The organism is Rugamonas violacea (genome assembly GCF_016461825.1).
Classification (GTDB): Bacteria; Pseudomonadota; Gammaproteobacteria; order Burkholderiales; family Burkholderiaceae_D; genus Rugamonas.
In genome coordinates this window covers 123046-137219 of sequence record NZ_JAEMNU010000083.1, presented here as the reverse complement: position 1 = coordinate 137219, position 14174 = coordinate 123046, and the positions used below count along the sequence as shown (strand labels likewise).

General features: G+C 65.6%; 12 protein-coding genes. 9 read left to right on the top strand and 3 right to left on the bottom strand.

Annotated features, from left to right (window positions below):
- Positions 1–117 precede the first annotated feature (117 nt).
- On the bottom strand, positions 118–1023 hold the full coding sequence (locus H7U20_RS16600; protein WP_199760252.1) for a LysR family transcriptional regulator: 906 nt from the start codon (positions 1021–1023) through the stop codon (positions 118–120).
- Between the two features lie 103 nt (positions 1024–1126).
- Here H7U20_RS16600 and H7U20_RS16595 point away from each other — a divergent pair, with 103 nt between their 5' ends.
- Entirely contained in the window at positions 1127–2443 is a 1317-nt protein-coding gene (locus tag H7U20_RS16595) for an MFS transporter (protein ID WP_199760251.1), read from the top strand.
- A gap of 19 nt (positions 2444–2462) precedes the next feature.
- On the opposite strand, the gene H7U20_RS16590 is transcribed toward H7U20_RS16595, so the two are convergent.
- Positions 2463–3122: a hypothetical protein gene (locus H7U20_RS16590; protein WP_199760250.1), complete on the bottom strand. Its 660-nt coding sequence runs from the start codon at positions 3120–3122 to the stop codon at positions 2463–2465.
- A gap of 208 nt (positions 3123–3330) precedes the next feature.
- Between H7U20_RS16590 and H7U20_RS16585 the strand changes: the two genes are divergently transcribed.
- Positions 3331–3672: a hypothetical protein gene (locus tag H7U20_RS16585; RefSeq protein WP_233410810.1), complete on the top strand. Its 342-nt coding sequence runs from the start codon at positions 3331–3333 to the stop codon at positions 3670–3672.
- Between the two features lie 134 nt (positions 3673–3806).
- Here H7U20_RS16585 and H7U20_RS16580 read toward each other — a convergent pair whose 3' ends face one another.
- Positions 3807–5060, bottom strand: a complete 1254-nt coding sequence (locus H7U20_RS16580; RefSeq protein ID WP_199760249.1) for a CaiB/BaiF CoA transferase family protein — start codon at positions 5058–5060, stop codon at positions 3807–3809.
- Positions 5061–5249: 189 nt separating this feature from the next.
- Between H7U20_RS16580 and ugpQ the strand changes: the two genes are divergently transcribed.
- From ugpQ to H7U20_RS16545, 7 genes are all read left to right on the top strand, one after another.
- Entirely contained in the window at positions 5250–6002 is a 753-nt protein-coding gene (gene ugpQ, locus H7U20_RS16575; protein ID WP_199760248.1) for a glycerophosphodiester phosphodiesterase, read from the top strand.
- Between the two features lie 159 nt (positions 6003–6161).
- Positions 6162–8771: an alanine--tRNA ligase gene (gene alaS, locus H7U20_RS16570; protein ID WP_199760247.1), complete on the top strand. Its 2610-nt coding sequence runs from the start codon at positions 6162–6164 to the stop codon at positions 8769–8771.
- Positions 8772–8963: 192 nt separating this feature from the next.
- The gene (locus H7U20_RS16565; RefSeq protein WP_093385973.1) at positions 8964–9191 is read left to right on the top strand and encodes a sulfurtransferase TusA family protein; all 228 of its coding nucleotides are present in this window, start codon (positions 8964–8966) and stop codon (positions 9189–9191) included.
- A 237-nt stretch (positions 9192–9428) separates the two neighbouring features.
- Entirely contained in the window at positions 9429–10178 is a 750-nt protein-coding gene (locus tag H7U20_RS16560) for an electron transfer flavoprotein subunit beta/FixA family protein (protein ID WP_093385976.1), read from the top strand.
- Between the two features lie 151 nt (positions 10179–10329).
- Complete coding sequence (locus H7U20_RS16555) at positions 10330–11262, top strand: electron transfer flavoprotein subunit alpha/FixB family protein (RefSeq protein WP_199760246.1); 933 nt, start codon at positions 10330–10332, stop codon at positions 11260–11262.
- A 95-nt stretch (positions 11263–11357) separates the two neighbouring features.
- Entirely contained in the window at positions 11358–13148 is a 1791-nt protein-coding gene (locus tag H7U20_RS16550) for an acyl-CoA dehydrogenase (protein WP_199760245.1), read from the top strand.
- 176 nt (positions 13149–13324) lie between these two features.
- Positions 13325–14137 carry a c-type cytochrome gene (locus tag H7U20_RS16545; protein ID WP_199760244.1) on the top strand — a complete coding sequence of 271 codons (813 nt, stop codon included), beginning with the start codon at positions 13325–13327 and terminating at the stop codon, positions 14135–14137.
- The last annotated feature ends 37 nt before the right edge of the window (positions 14138–14174 follow it).

Genomic DNA, 14174 nt, shown 5'->3' with positions numbered 1-14174 from the left:
CGAACGGCCGCGCGCCGCAGATGCCGGCCAACCCCACAGGCAAAGAGCCGGGGTCGGACCCGCCGGGTCCGACCCCAGTTGCTGCCGTTGGGTTTTGCCAGCCTCCCGCGCAAGCGCTCAAAGCGGCCGCGCCTCGGCGGCGGCCTCCTCGGCCACAGCGACGAAGGCGGCGATCAGCGGCGAGTTCTCCTCGGCGCGCCGGGCCAGTTGCAGCATGGTGCCGGCGGCCGGCTCGGCCAGGCGGCGGTAGCACACCCCCTCCATGTGCAGGATTTCGAAGGCGGCCGGCAGCAGCGAGATGCCGCAGCCGGCCGCCACCAGGCCGATGATGGTGGTCGCCTCGCCGGCCTCGATGGCGACGTGCGGCACGAAGCCGGCGGCGCGGCACAGGCGGAAGATCTGCGGATGGATGCCGGTGCCTGCCGTCTTCGGATACATGACGAAGGGCTGCCCCTCCAACTGGCCGATGGAGACCACCTGCTGCGCCGCCAGCGGATGGTCCTGCGGCAGCACCAGCAGCAGCGGGTCCTGGCGCAGCGTGGTCAGGTGGATGCTGTCGTCCACCGCGTGCTCGGGCGGGCGGACGAAGCCCAGGTCCATCTCGCGCGCGGCGATGCGCGCCAGCTGGGGCAGGGTGGGCATCTCCTGCAGCAGCAGGCTGACGCCCGGATAGCGCTGGCGGTAGCGGTTGATGACGGCGGCGAACAGCGGCGTGAACGGAGTCGAGGCGGTGAAGCCGATGCGCAGTTCGCCGGTCTCGCCGCGCTGCGCCCGGCGCGCCGTTTGCACCGCCTGCTCGGACAGGGCCAGCACGCGGCGGGCGTCGTCGAGGAACAGTTTGCCGGCCTCGGTCAGGCGCACCCAGCGCTTGCTGCGTTCGAGTAGCTTAGCGCCCACTTCCGCCTCCAGCGCCTGGATCTGCTGGCTCAGCGGCGGCTGGCCGATGTGCAGGCGCTCGGCGGCGCGGGTGAAGCTGAGTTCCTCGGCGACGGCGACAAAGTAGCGCAGGTGGCGCAGTTCCATGTTTTGTTATCTCTTTAAAGTATTACTGATGCCTTAAATATATATTGGACAGTAATAATGCGCAATCCTAAGATGAAGCCATCCCGTTCATCTCCAGGTCATCATGTCCCGCGCATCCTCCCCATCGGCCGCCGAGCCGGCCCAGCCCGAGCAGTCCGAGCAGTCCGAGCAGTCCGCCGCCCCGCTCCCGGCCGAGTGCTCGCCGCCGGCGCGCATCGCCGCCGGCACCTCGGCCTTCAAGCGTAGCAACCGCGCCATGTTCTTCGGCGGCTTCTCCAGCTTCGCCCTGTTGTACTGCGTGCAGCCGCTGATGCCCTTGTTGTCGCACGAGTTTGCGCTCACTGCGGCGCAAAGCAGCCTGGCGCTGTCGGTGTCGACGGCGGCGCTGGCCGTGTCGATGCTGTTGCTGAGCTCGATCTCGGAACGCCTCGGCCGCAAGCCGCTGATGGTGGCGGCGATGGCCGGCGCCGCCGTGTTGACGCTGCTGTGCGCCGGCGCGCAAAACTATCCGCAATTGCTGCTGCTGCGCGCCGCCCTCGGCGCCGTGCTGGGCGGCATGCCGGCGATCGCCATGGCCTATCTGGGCGAGGAGATCGAACCGGCCTCGCTCGGCCTGTCGATGGGGCTGTACATCAGCGGCAGCGCCTTCGGCGGCATGGCCGGGCGAGTGTTCACTTCGCTGCTGAGCGACTGGATGTCGTGGCGCGTCGCCATGCTGGCGGTCGGCTTGGCCGGCCTGCTGGCGGCCTGGGAGTTCCGCCGCAGCCTGCCGGCCTCGCGCCACTTCACGCCGGGCCGGGGCGACTGGCGCGCGCTGCTGGAGGGCGTCCGCCAGCATTGCGGCGACAGCGGTCTACCGTGGCTGTTCGCCATGGCCTTTCTGTTCATGGGTTGCTATGTCAGCTTCTACAACTACATCGGCTACCGCCTGCTGGCGCCGCCGTTCGGCCTGAGCCAGAGTCTGGTCGGCATGGTCTCGCTGCTGTATCTGTTGGGTATCTTCAGCTCGGTCTGGGCCGGCCGCCTGGCCGACCGCCTGGGCCGCCGCCGTGTGCAGTGGATGATGCTGGCGATGATGCTGAGCGGTCTGCTGCTGACCTTGTCGGCCAGCCTGTTGCTGATCCTTGCCGGCGCCGCGCTGTTCACTTTCGGCTTCTTCGCCACCCACTCGGTGGCCAGCAGCTGGGTCAGCCGGCGCGCCGGCGCGCCGAAGGCGCTGGCCTCGGCGCTCTACCTGTTTTTCTACTACATGGGATCGAGCGTGATCGGCTCGGCCAGCGGCGTGATGTGGGGACGCGACGGCTGGAACGGCGTGGTGATGGTGCTGGCGCTGGGCTTGGTGCTGGCGCTGCTGATCGCCCTGCGCCTGCGCGGCCTGCAGCCGCTGGGCCGGGCCGAGCTGGCCATGGCCCCGGCCTGAGCGGCGTGCAAGGCGGAGTTCAGCTCGGACAGTTGGTATAGCGCTTGTCGCCGTCTTCCTTGATGGTGATGCAGTAGGCGCCCAGCGCCGTGCTGATCTTGTAGATCCGCACCCGGCTGTTGAGCGTGCTGATTTCCTTGATCGTCGCGCCTTCATACCACTTCGGCGGCACCGCCTCGTGGGCGGCGTTGATGCCGCGCTCCAGCCTGGCTTGTTTGGAGTCCGGCCGCACCGTTTCGCCCCGTTGCGGAAATTCCTTGCGCAAATCCTTGTCGATCTTGCCCAGGTCGTGCCTGGCCTGGCGCATGATGTCGGCGGCGCTGGGTGGCGCCGCGCCGAAGATGGCATCGGCCTGCGGCGCGGCGGCCGGCTCGGCCGCCGGCGCCTCCTTGGCCGCGCTGATCGCCTGTGGTGGCGGCGGTAACAGCGTCGCCTCGGCGGGCTTGGCCGCCGGCTGGTGCCGCGTGGGCACTGCTGGGGCCGTCGGCGGCGGCGGTCGCGGCGTCGAGCGTTTGGGTGGCGGCGGCAGCAGCCATTGGATCGCCGGCCGCGCCGCGTGGCCGTTTTCCGGCGGCGCCGCCGGGTTTTCGAGCGTCAGCGCATACAGCAGGGCCAAGTGCAGGGTCAGCGTCAGCAGCAGGCCGATCCAGATGCGCGGGATGTTGCGGAAGAAAGGCATGGGCGAAAGCGCGGTGGCGGTAAAAACGATGCCGTAATGTAACTTACATTTTCGACATTTGTTGCGCTTGTCACAAGTGCTTACAAAGGCCGCCGGGCAACTACATGCTGGCGAGCTGATCCATGCCAAACTTGCACCCGGTTGGTATGCAACCTTTCCCGCACCACATGGTCCAACCAGAGCAGGCCTGCCCCGGGCCTGACCACCCATGGAGGAATTCATCATGTTGCAAACGAATGAGATCCAACGCCGGTTTAGCAGTGTGGAACAAGCCATCGGTCAGGCCGCGCAAGCCTGTTCGGCGGAACGGGATGTGCCGAGTGAGCTGCGCGACTGCCTGCAGCGGCTGGATAGGCAATCCGATTTGGTGAAGGAAGTGATCCAGTCGAAGGACGAGTTACGCATCCGCAAAATGGTCGATGACCTGGAACAATTGGGCGACCGCGCCAAGCGCGTCTGCTCCAGCGGCGCCAGGCTGACGCCGCAAATGCGCAGCGCCGTGCTGCATATGCACGAGGAATTGTCGGAACTGAAGCATCAGGTACATTGAGGTGCCGCCGTCGTCGCCGCCGCCGCTGCGTCGATGGCGGCAGTGACAGCAGTGACAGCGGTAGTGGCGGTAGTGGCGGTAGTTGCGATAGTTAGTAGCGGGCGGCAGCTGGCGCGCCGCCCGTCCGGCCTTGACTACAGCACGCCCTTGGCGCGCAGCGCGGCGATGTCGGCGGCGCTGTGGCCGAGCAACTGGCCCAGCACCTCCTCGGTGTGCTGGCCCAGCAGCGGTGGCGCCAGCTCGGCCAGCGCCGGCGTGGCGGACAGCTTCATCGGGCTGCGCACCAGCTTGACCGTGCCGGCGGTCGGATGCGGCAGCTCGACCACCAGCCCGCGCGCCTGCACCTGCGGGTCTTGATACACCTCGCCGACGTCGTTGATCGGGCCGCAGGGCACGCCGACCGCTTCCAGTTCGGCGATCCAATAGGCGCGGCTTTGCGTCGACACCATCGCCGCCAGCAGCGGCACCAGCGTGTCGCGGTGCTGCACGCGCAGCGGATTGGTGGCGAAGCGCGGATCGTTGGCCAACTCCGGCCGGCCGCCCGTTTCGACGAACTTCTGATACTGGCCGTCGTTGCCGGTGGCGACGATGATATAGCCGTCGTTGCAGGCGAAGGTCTGGTAGGGCACGATGTTCGGATGGGCGTTGCCCCAGCGCTTAGGCGGCTTGCCGCTGTTCAGGTAGTTGCTGCCGACATTGGCCAGCATCGCCACCTGCACGTCGAGCAGGGCCATGTCGATGTACTGGCCGCTGCCGCTGCGGTCGCGGTGGGTCAGCGCCGCCATTACGGCGATGGTCGCGTACATGCCGGTCATCAAATCGGTCAGCGCCACGCCGACCTTTTGCGGTCCGCCGCCGGGCAGGTCGTCGCGCTCGCCGGTGACCGACATCAGCCCGCCCATGCCCTGGATCAGGAAGTCGTAGCCGGCGCGGTGGGCGTAGGGGCCGTCCTGGCCGAAGCCGGTCACCGAGCAGTACACCAGGTCCGGCTTGATCGCCTTCAGGCTGTCGTAGTCCAGGCCGTAGCGCTTCAACTGGCCGACCTTGTAGTTCTCCAGCACCACGTCGCAATGGCGCACCAGCTCGCGCAGCAGGGCCTGGCCCTCGGCTCTGGCGATGTCGACGGTGACCGAGCGCTTGCCCCGGTTGGCCGCCAGGTAGTAGGCCGCCTCGCTGGTGTCGACGCCGGCGCCGTCGCGCGCGTACGGCGGACCCCAGGCGCGCGTGTCGTCGCCGCTGCCGGGACGCTCGATCTTGATGACGTCGGCGCCCAGGTCGGCCAGGTTTTGCGAGCACCACGGCCCGGCCAGCACACGGCTCAGGTCGAGCACGCGGATGTGGCCCAGCGCCTTTGGCATGCCAGAATGGTGTTCTGTGGCATCTGTCATGATGTTTCAGCCTCTGAAGAAATCGGATAGGGCGCTAGCTTACCGTCTGAGCCGGTGCGGCCGCCACTATTTTTGCGATTAGACAACGTTGTGCGGCGCGGCAAAGATTTTATCGCCGCCCAGCCATGCCGACGCGAGCCGTGGTAATGTTGATGGTTAAGTCATGAATTCTGTCTATGAGGCATGTATATGTGGCCCTACCCTAAAATAGTTGCGCATCGCGGCGGCGGCACCCTGGCGCCGGAAAACACCATCGCCGGCCTGCGCGCCGGCCTGGCCTACGGCTTTCGCGCCGTCGAATTCGACGTCATGCTGTCGCGCGACGGCATCGGCATGGTCATGCACGACCCCGCGTTCGGCCGCACCGTGGCCGGCCGGGGCAACGTTGCCGAGACCGACGCCCTGGCCCTGTCGCAGATGGACGCCGGCGCCTGGTTCGGCCCGCAGTTCCGCGCCGAGCCGGTGCCCTTCTTTACCCAGTTCGTCGACTATTGCAAGGCCCAGCGCATCTGGATGAACATCGAGATCAAGCCGGTGCCCGGCCACGAGCAGCGCACCGGCGACTGGGTGGCGCGGCAGACCCGCGACTTGTTCGCCGCCGAGCTGGCCGCCGGCGAGCCGGCCGCCTTGCCGCTGCTGGCCTCGTTCAGCGTGGTCGCGCTGGCCGCCGCGCGCGACGCCGCCGCCGGGCTGCCGCGTGGCTGGCTGCTCGACCGCGTGCCCGAGCAATGGCAGGCGCAGGCCGAGGCGCTGGGCGTGGTGGCGATCCACACCAACCACAAGCATCTGACGGCCGAGCTGGCCGGCGCCATCAAACGGGCCGGCTACGGCCTGTTCTGCTACACCGTCAACGAGCCGGTCCGCGGCCGCGAAATCCTCGGCTGGGGCGTCGACGGTTTCTGCACCGACCGCATCGATTTGATCGGGCCCGACTTCGCCTGAGGCACCGTCTTGACGCGCCGTCTTGACGCGGTGGCGGACCGCCTCGGCCGCCGGCGCGCCCCGCGGCCGAGGCCGGTCTCCAATTCGACCACCATTTTGTCGACTTGAATCACGTATAATCAACCCTTTGCATCTGCCAGCCACCTCTGCCAATACGACATGAAATCATCTGAAATCCGCGACAAATTCCTCAAGTTTTTCGAATCCAAGGGTCATTCGATCGTCCGTTCCAGTCCATTGGTTCCAGGCAACGACCCGACCATGTTGTTGACAAATAGTGGCATGGTGCAATTCAAAGACGTCTTCCTCGGCCTCGACACGCGTCCCTATTCGCGCGCCACCTCGGTGCAGCGCTGCGTGCGCGCCGGCGGCAAGCACAACGATCTGGAAAACGTCGGCTACACGGCGCGCCACCACACCTTCTTTGAAATGCTGGGCAACTTCAGCTTCGGCGACTACTTCAAGCGCGACGCCATCAACTACGCCTGGGAGCTGCTGACCAAGGTCTACCAGCTGCCGGCCGACAAGCTGACCGTCACCGTCTACTTCGAGGACGACGAAGCCTACGACATCTGGGCCAACGAGATCGGCGTGCCGCAAGAGCGCATCATCCGCATCGGCGACAACAAGGGTTCGCGTTACGCTTCGGATAACTTCTGGCAGATGGCCGACGTCGGTCCTTGCGGCCCGTGCACCGAGATCTTCTACGACCACGGCGCCGACATCTGGGGCGGCCCGCCGGGCTCGGCCGACGAGGACGGCGACCGCTTCATCGAAATCTGGAACCTGGTGTTCATGCAGTTCAACCGCGACGAGCAGGGCAATATGAACCCGCTGCCCAAGCCCTGCGTCGACACCGGCATGGGCATGGAGCGCCTGGCCGCCGTGCTGCAACACGTCCACAGCAACTATGAGATCGACCTGTTCCAGAACCTGATCAAGGCCGCCGCGCGCGAAACCGGCGCCACCGACCTGGAATCGAAATCGCTGCGCGTCATCGCCGACCACATCCGCGCCGCCTCCTTCCTGATCGTCGACGGCATCATCCCCGGCTCGGAAGGCCACGGCTACGTGCTGCGCCGCATCATCCGCCGCGCCCTGCGCCACGGCCACAAGCTGGGCCAGACCAAGCCGTTCTTCTACAAGCTGGTGGCCGACCTGAACCTGGAGATGGGCGTCGCCTACCCCGAGTTGAACGAGGCCGCCGAGCGCGTCGCCCAGGTGCTCAAGCAGGAAGAAGAGCGCTTCGGCGAGACGCTGGAAAACGGTATGAAGATCCTCGAGGCGCAGCTGGCCAAGGACGGCAAGAACCTCGACGGCGCCACCGCCTTCACGCTGTACGACACCTACGGCTTCCCGCTCGACCTGACCGCCGACATCTGCCGCGAACGCGACGTCAAGCTGGACGAGGCCGGTTTCGCCGTGGCCATGGAATTGCAGAAGAAAAAAGCCCGCGCCGGCGGCAAGTTCAAGATGGCCGCCAACGTGGTCTACTCGGGCGACAAGAACACCTTCGTCGGTTACGACAAGCTGGTCCATGACAGCAAGATCGTCGCCCTGTACGCCGACGGCGCGCCGGTCGAGCAATTGACTGCCGGCCAGGCCGGCATCGTGGTGCTCGACACCACGCCGTTCTACGCCGAGTCCGGCGGCCAGATGGGCGACCAGGGCCTGCTCAGCACGGCCGCCGCCAAGTTCGAGGTCGAGGACACGCTGAAGATCCAGGCCGACGTGTTCGGCCACCACGGCGTGCTGGCCGCCGGCGTGCTGAAGGTCGGCGACGCCGTCGCCGCCCAAGTGGACGAGGCGGTGCGCGCGCGCACCATCCGCAACCACTCGGCCACCCACCTGATGCACAAGGCGCTGCGCGAAGTGCTGGGCGGCCACGTGGCGCAAAAGGGTTCGCTGGTCGACGCCGACAAGACCCGCTTCGACTTCAGCCACAACGCCGCGCTGAGCGCCGAGGAGATCGTCAAGGTCGAAGCCATCGTCAACCGCGAGATCCTGGCCAACGTCGCCACCCAGTCGCACAATATGTCGTTTGACGATGCCGTCAAACACGGCGCGATGGCGCTGTTCGGCGAGAAATACGGCGACGAGGTGCGCGTGATGGACATCGGCAGCTCGAAAGAACTGTGCGGCGGCGTCCACGTCCACCGCACCGGCGACATCGGCCTGTTCAAGATCATCGCCGAAGGCGGCGTCGCCGCCGGCATCCGCCGCGTCGAAGCCGTCACCGGCGAGGGCGCGCTGGCGCTGGTGCAGGCCATGAACCGCCGCCTGCAGGAGGCTGCCGCCGCCTTGAAATCGAATCCGGAAGAGCTGACCGCGCGGATCGGCCAGGTGCAGGACCACGTCAAGGCGCTGGAGAAGGAACTGGCCGCGCTGAAGTCGAAACTGGCCTCGGGCCAGGGCGACGAACTGGTCAACCAGGCGGTCGACGTCAACGGCATCAAGGTGCTGGCGGCGACCCTGGACGGCGCCGACGTCACCGCGCTGCGCGAAACCATGGACAAGCTCAAGGACAAGCTGAAAACCGCCGCCATCGTGCTGGCCAGCGTGGCCGACGGCAAGGTCAGCCTGATCGCCGGCGTGACGGCGGACGCCACGGCCAAGGTCAAGGCGGGCGAGCTGGTCAACTTCGTTGCACAACAAGTGGGCGGAAAAGGCGGCGGCCGCCCCGATATGGCGCAGGCCGGCGGCACCGATCCTAGCGGTCTGGCGGGCGCCTTAGCTGGCGTTGCAGCATGGGTCGCGCAACGCGCATAAGCAGCAAACATGCGGCCCGCGCCCATGGTGCGGGCCGTTACTATTCTGAATTTATCGTTGTGACTTCACAACGGACGGTGAACTATTTTGGTGCAGCGCGTCAATCGACCTGATTTGGAGTAGTATGTCGAAAATCAGTACAACAACATTGTGGGTATATTGATGAGTGATACTTTAATTGAAACCGAGATCATGGAATTCCACAAAGAACTCGACGCCCGGGGTCTGAACTGCCCGCTGCCGATTCTCAAGGCCAAGAAGGCCTTGTCCGAGCTGGAAAGTGGCGAGGTCCTGCGCATCATGGCGACGGACCCCGGCTCGGTGCGCGATTTCCAGGCCTTCGCCAAGCAGACCGGCAACGCTTTGCTTTCCCACGTGCAAAACGGTCGCGAATTCGTCTTTTTGATGCAACGCAAATAGACCTGCGGCGCCGGCCGTCTGGCCGGCATCCCATCGCCGCGTGTTCGGGCGGGGCGTTTTTCGCCCCGGCTCGTTCTCCCAAGAAATACTTATCCAGGAAAAATGCGTCTTTTAGACGATTTATACTAGCAAAAAATCGCACGATCGTGCTTAAATTCTGTTTGTTGGCTAAATTTCTCATATAATCTAGCCCACTATTTAGTCCCGTCATTCTTTATTTTTCCCAAAGGCACAGCTATGAAAGTCTTGGTACCCGTCAAACGCGTGGTCGACTACAACGTCAAAGTGCGCGTCAAGTCTGACGGCAGCGGCGTCGATATCGCCAATGTCAAAATGTCGATGAACCCGTTCGACGAGATCGCTCTGGAAGAGGCCATGCGCCTGAAGGAAGCCGGCAAGGTCACCGAGGTGGTCGCCGTCTCCTGCGGCGTGACCCAGTGCCAGGAAACCCTGCGCACCGGCATGGCGATCGGCGCCGACCGCGGCATCCTGGTGGAGACCGCCGTCGAACTGGAACCGCTGGCCGTGGCCAAGCTGCTCAAGGCGCTGGCCGACAAGGAACAGCCGCAACTGATCATCCTGGGCAAGCAGGCGATCGACGACGACTCCAACCAGACCGGCCAGATGCTGGCGGCCCTGCTGGGTTGGCCACAGGCGACCTTCGCCTCGAAAGTCGTGCTGGAAGACGGCAAGGTCAGCGTCACCCGCGAAGTCGACGGCGGCCTGGAAACCCTGTCGCTGACGCTGCCGGCGATCATCACCACCGACCTGCGCCTGAACGAGCCGCGCTACGTCACCCTGCCGAACATCATGAAGGCGAAGAAGAAGCCGCTCGACGTGACCAAGCCGGAAGACCTGGGCGTCGACGTGACCCCGCGCCTGAAGACCCTGAAAGTGGTCGAGCCGGCCAAGCGCTCGGCCGGCATCAAGGTTCCCGACGTGGCGACGCTGGTGGCGAAACTGCGTAACGAAGCCAAAGTTATCTAAGCGCGGCCTGGCCGTTTATATTTTTACCCCGGCGCACTGAGGCTGGGGTCAGACCCCGGATTGTTGTCGCAGGCCGAAGTTGGTGCCGCCGCAATAGGGTCCGACCCCGGTTTCCGCCGCGCGGGTTTAGAACACATTCTAGGAAAAAATCATGGTCGCATTAGTTATTGCTGAACACGACAACGCTAGCCTGAAAGGCAGCACCCACCACACCGTCACCGCTGCGCTGCAGTGCGGTGGCGACGTGCACGTCCTGGTCGCAGGTTCCAACGCCGGCGCCGCCGCCGCCGCCGCCGCGCAAATCGCCGGCGTGTCGAAAGTCATCGTGGCCGACGCCGCCCACTTCGCCGACGGCCTGGCCGAGAACATCTCGGAGCAGGTGCTGGCGCTGGCCGCCGCGTACAGCCACATCCTGGCCCCGGCCACCGCCTACGGCAAGAACATCCTGCCGCGCGTCGCCGCCAAGCTGGACGTGGCGCAGATCTCGGAAATCACCAAGGTCGATTCGCCCGACACCTTCGAGCGTCCCATCTACGCCGGCAACGCCATCGCCTACGTGCAGTCGTCCGACAAGGTCAAGGTCATCACCGTGCGCAGCACCGGCTTCGACGCCGCCGCCGCCACCGGTGGTTCGGCCGCGACCGAGAACGTTGCCGCCGTCGCCGATTCGGGCAAGTCGGTCTTCGTCGGCCGCGAGCTGGCCAAGTCGGACCGTCCCGAGCTGACCGCCGCCAAAGTCATCGTTTCCGGTGGCCGTGGCATGGGTTCGGGCGAAGCCTTCAAAGTGCTCGAGCCGCTGGCCGACAAGCTGGGCGCCGCCATGGGCGCCTCGCGCGCCGCCGTCGACGCCGGCTTCGTGCCGAACGACTGGCAAGTCGGCCAGACCGGCAAGATCGTCGCGCCGACCTTGTACATCGCCGTCGGCATCTCCGGCGCGATCCAGCATTTGGCCGGCATGAAGGATTCGAAAACCATCGTCGCCATCAACAAGGATCCCGAAGCGCCGATCTTCTCCGTGGCCGACTACGGCATCGTCGGCGACCTGTTCGAAATCGTGCCGCAACTGGTCGCAGAACTGGGCTAATCCGCTTCAACAGCACTTGGATTGAACACCCCCAAGCCACGCCGATCCCGCAGCATAGCCGGGTCGCCGTGGCTTGTTTTCTTGGAGAATAGAGAATGCCGTATCAAGCACCGCTGAAAGACATGCTGTTCGTGATGAACGAACTGGCCGACCTGGCCGCCGTCAACGCCCTGCCGGGCAACGAGGACGCCACCGCCGACACCGCCGAGGCCGTGCTGGAGGAGAACGCCAAGTTCTGCGCCAACGTCGTCGCCCCGCTGAACAATCCGAGCGACAAGGAGCCGAGCTTCTGGCACGACGGCCAGGTCACCACCTCGAAGGGCTTCAAGGAAGCCTTCAAGGCCTTCGCCGAAGCCGGCTGGCAGGGTGTGCAGCATCCGGTCGAGTTCGGCGGCCAGGGCCTGCCCAAGCTGTTCGCCACGCCGTGCATCGAGATGCTCAACTCGGCCAGCATCTCCTTCGCGCTGTGCGCGCTGCTGTCGGACGGCGCCATCGAGGCGCTGCTGACGGCCGGCAGCGACGCGCAAAAAGCCATCTACCTGGAAAAACTGGTGTCGGGTCAATGGACCGGCACCATGAACCTGACCGAGCCGCAGGCCGGTTCCGACCTGGCCGCCGTGCGCAGCCGCGCCGTGCCGCAGGGCGACGGCACCTATAAAGTGTTCGGCACCAAGATCTTCATCACCTACGGCGAACACGACATGGCCGACAACATCGTCCATCTGGTGCTGGCGCGCACGCCGGACGCACCGGCCGGCGTCAAGGGCATCTCGCTGTTCATCGTGCCCAAGTTCCTGGTCAACGCCGACGGCTCGCTGGGCGCGCGCAACGACGCCCATTGCGTCTCGATCGAACACAAGCTCGGCATCAAGGCCAGCCCGACCGCCGTGCTGCAATTCGGCGACCACGGCGGCGCCATCGGCACCCTGGTGGGCGAAGAAAATCGCGGCCTGGAATACATGTTCATCATGATGAACGCGGCCCGCTTCGGCGTCGGCATGCAGGGCATCGGCCTGGCCGAGCGCGCCTATCAGAAGGCGGTCGCCTTCGCCAAGGACCGCGTGCAGTCGCGCGATTTGGCCGGCTCGGCCGGTCCGGTGGCTATCATCCACCATCCCGACGTGCGCCGCATGTTGATGTCCATGCGTTCGCAGACCGAGGCGGCGCGCGCGCTGGCCTACGTCGGCGCGGCCATCAGCGACATCGCCCACAGCCACGAGGACGCGGCGGTGCGCGCGGCCAACCTGGCGGTCTACGAATATCTGGTGCCGGTGATCAAGGGTTGGTCGACCGAAATGTCGCAAGACGTCACCCGCGACGGCGTGCAGGTGCACGGCGGCATGGGCTTCATCGAGGAGACGGGTGCCGCCCAGCACTACCGCGACTCGAAGATCCTCACCATCTACGAAGGCACCACGGCGATCCAAGCCAACGACCTGGTCGGCCGCAAGACCGTGCGCGACGGCGGCGCCGTGGCCAAGGGCATCATCGCCCAGGTGCGCGCCACCGAGGCGCAACTGGCCGCCCTGCCGGGCGCCGACTTCAAGGCCATGCTGGCCCAGCTGTCGTCCGGCAGCAAGGATCTGGAGGCGGTGGTCGAGTATGTCGCCAACAACATGAAGAGCGACATCAAGGGCGTGTTCGCCGGCAGCGTGCTGTACCTGAAACTGGCCGGCCTGGTGCTGGGTGGCTGGCAGATGGCGCGCGCCGCCATCATCGCCCAGCAGAAACTCGACGCCAACGAGGGCGACGCCAGCTTCTACAGCGCCAAGATCGCCACCGCGCGCTTCTTCGCCGACCACATCCTGTCGCAAGCCTCGGGCCTGCGCATCGCCATCATCGACGGCAGCGCCGGCGTGCTGGCCTTGAGCGAAGACCAGTTCTAAGCCGGTCTGCGCTACGCTAGTGAAAAGCGGCCTTCGGGCCGCTTTTTTATTGTGCGGGCCCGGTGGGCTGACGCTTGGCGTCTGCGACGTTCAATAGTATTCTTTGGCAACATGTCGATATTTCCGTGCGGCACGGATGATCGTCATGAGGAATTGATAACATCCAAGGAGACAGTATGAACTTTCGTCAACATCTTGTTCTAATCCTTGCCGCGTTGGGTGGTGCTGCCGCCCACGCGCAAACGGCGCCGGAACTCAAGCCACCGGCCGACTCGAGCATCCCCGCCGGGCCGAAAGGCGTGGCCATCCAGGCCGGCAAACTGTTGCTGAGCGAAACCCACCAACGTCTGCCGGTCAACGTCGGCAACAAACTCAACTGCACCAATTGCCACTTGGCGGGCGGCACCGTCGCCCAAGCTTCGCCGTGGGTGGGCATTTGGGGCGTGTTCCCCGAGTATCGTTCGCGCAGCGGCAAGATCATTTCCTTGCAGGAGCGCGTCAACGACTGCCTGGAACGGTCGATGAACGGCAAGGCGCTGGCCTACAACTCCGACGAGATGAACAACATCCTGGCCTATATGCAATGGCTGTCGAGCGATGTGCCGACCGGCGTCAGCGTCAAGGGGCGCGGCTTCGGCGCGATCGACCAGAAGCTGGTGCCGAACGGGGCGCACGGCAAGCAGGTGTATGCGGACAAGTGCGTCAGCTGTCACGGCGCGGCCGGCGAGGGCGTCGGCAACGGCGCCGGCGGCTACGCCTTCCCTCCGCTGTGGGGCAAGGATTCCTTCAACGACGGCGCCGGCATGGCGCGCACGTTCACGGCGGCGGCCTTCGTCAAATACAATATGCCGCTGGGGCAGGGCGGCACGCTGTCCGACCAGGATGCGCTCGACGTGTCCGAGTTCTTCACCCACCAGCCGCGTCCGGTGTACGCCGGCAAGGCCAAGGACTGGCCGAAGGGCGGCAAGCCCAAGGACGCCCGCAACTGAGTCGTGTCGCGGCGATGCGGATGCCGGCCCGCGCCGG

Coding starts and splice junctions, on each gene's coding strand:
- H7U20_RS16600 (WP_199760252.1), bottom strand. CDS start 1,023: ATGGAACTGCGCCACCTGCGCTACTTTGTCGCCGTCGCCGAGGAACTC.
- H7U20_RS16590 (WP_199760250.1), bottom strand. CDS start 3,122: ATGCCTTTCTTCCGCAACATCCCGCGCATCTGGATCGGCCTGCTGCTG.
- H7U20_RS16585 (WP_233410810.1), top strand. CDS start 3,331: ATGGAGGAATTCATCATGTTGCAAACGAATGAGATCCAACGCCGGTTT.
- H7U20_RS16560 (WP_093385976.1), top strand. CDS start 9,429: ATGAAAGTCTTGGTACCCGTCAAACGCGTGGTCGACTACAACGTCAAA.
- H7U20_RS16580 (WP_199760249.1), bottom strand. CDS start 5,060: ATGACAGATGCCACAGAACACCATTCTGGCATGCCAAAGGCGCTGGGC.
- H7U20_RS16565 (WP_093385973.1), top strand. CDS start 8,964: ATGGAATTCCACAAAGAACTCGACGCCCGGGGTCTGAACTGCCCGCTG.
- ugpQ (WP_199760248.1), top strand. CDS start 5,250: ATGTGGCCCTACCCTAAAATAGTTGCGCATCGCGGCGGCGGCACCCTG.
- H7U20_RS16555 (WP_199760246.1), top strand. CDS start 10,330: ATGGTCGCATTAGTTATTGCTGAACACGACAACGCTAGCCTGAAAGGC.
- alaS (WP_199760247.1), top strand. CDS start 6,162: ATGAAATCATCTGAAATCCGCGACAAATTCCTCAAGTTTTTCGAATCC.
- H7U20_RS16545 (WP_199760244.1), top strand. CDS start 13,325: ATGAACTTTCGTCAACATCTTGTTCTAATCCTTGCCGCGTTGGGTGGT.
- H7U20_RS16595 (WP_199760251.1), top strand. CDS start 1,127: ATGTCCCGCGCATCCTCCCCATCGGCCGCCGAGCCGGCCCAGCCCGAG.
- H7U20_RS16550 (WP_199760245.1), top strand. CDS start 11,358: ATGCCGTATCAAGCACCGCTGAAAGACATGCTGTTCGTGATGAACGAA.